A 1,101-nucleotide genomic window follows, 5' to 3' on the forward strand; every position below is an offset into this window, starting at 1 on the left:
TGGATAGGCTACAATTAACTAGACAGAAAAATTAAGGTGTGTAGACTAGAAGAAAACATACCAGGAGGAATTTTTATGTCTAAGAGAACACGAAGAACTTTTTCACAAGAATTCAAGCAACAAATCGTCAATCTTTACTTAGCTGGAAAGCCACGTGTAGAAATCATTCGAGAATATGAACTAACGGCTTCAGCATTTGACAAATGGGTAAAGCAATCTAAAACGAGTGGTTCATTCAAAGAAAAAGATAATCTTACGCCTGAACAAAAAGAATTGTTAGAACTACGTAAAAGAAACCAGCAATTAGAAATGGAAAATGATATTTTAAAGCAAGCAGCGCTGATATTCGGACGAAGAGACAAGTAATCGATGCGAATAAGCATCTTTACCCTATATCAGCGATGTGCAGAATATTAGGTCTATCACGTCAGTCCTATTATTATCAATCAAAACCAAAGAAAGACGAATCAGAACTTGAAGAAGTAGTCGCTGAAGAATTTATCCGCAGCCGAAAGGCCTACGGCTCAAGAAAAATAAAAAAAGCCTTATCAAAACGAGGCATTCAGATCAGCCGACGAAAAATTAGTAGAATCATGAAAAATAGAGGATTAAAATCGAGCTATACTGTTGCTTATTTTAAAGTACATCATTCTACTTGCAATGAAGCCAAAACGACAAACGTATTGAATCGTAAATTCTTAAGAGACAACCCATTAGAAGCGATCGTAACAGACTTGACTTATGTACGAGTCGGGAAAAAATGGAATTATGTCTGTTTCATTTTGGATCTGTTCAATCGAGAAATTCTCGGCTATTCTTGTGGAGAACATAAAGATGCCGTTCTAGTAAAAAAAGCATTTAGCCGTATCAAACAACCTCTGACAGAGGTTGAGATTTTTCATACTGATCGTGGAAAAGAGTTTGATAACCAAGCTATTGATGAATTATTAACAACTTTTGATATCAATCGATCATTGAGTCATAAAGGCTGTCCTTTTGATAATGCCGTAGCTGAATCAACTTATAAGTCGTTGAAAGTAGAATTTGTCTATCAATACACATTTGAAACCTTACAACAATTGGATTTGGAGTTATTTGACT

At 35.1% G+C, this 1,101-nt stretch carries 1 pseudogene; it reads left to right on the forward strand.

The window, feature by feature from the left end:
- Positions 1-75 precede the first annotated feature (75 nt).
- A pseudogene (locus tag RG571_RS11980) lies at positions 76-1,101 on the forward strand (IS3-like element IS1485 family transposase); the annotation flags it as partial.

The organism is Enterococcus sp. FR204, from assembly GCF_031143325.1.
In the GTDB taxonomy this organism is placed as follows: Bacteria; Bacillota; Bacilli; order Lactobacillales; family Enterococcaceae; genus Enterococcus_B; species Enterococcus_B faecium.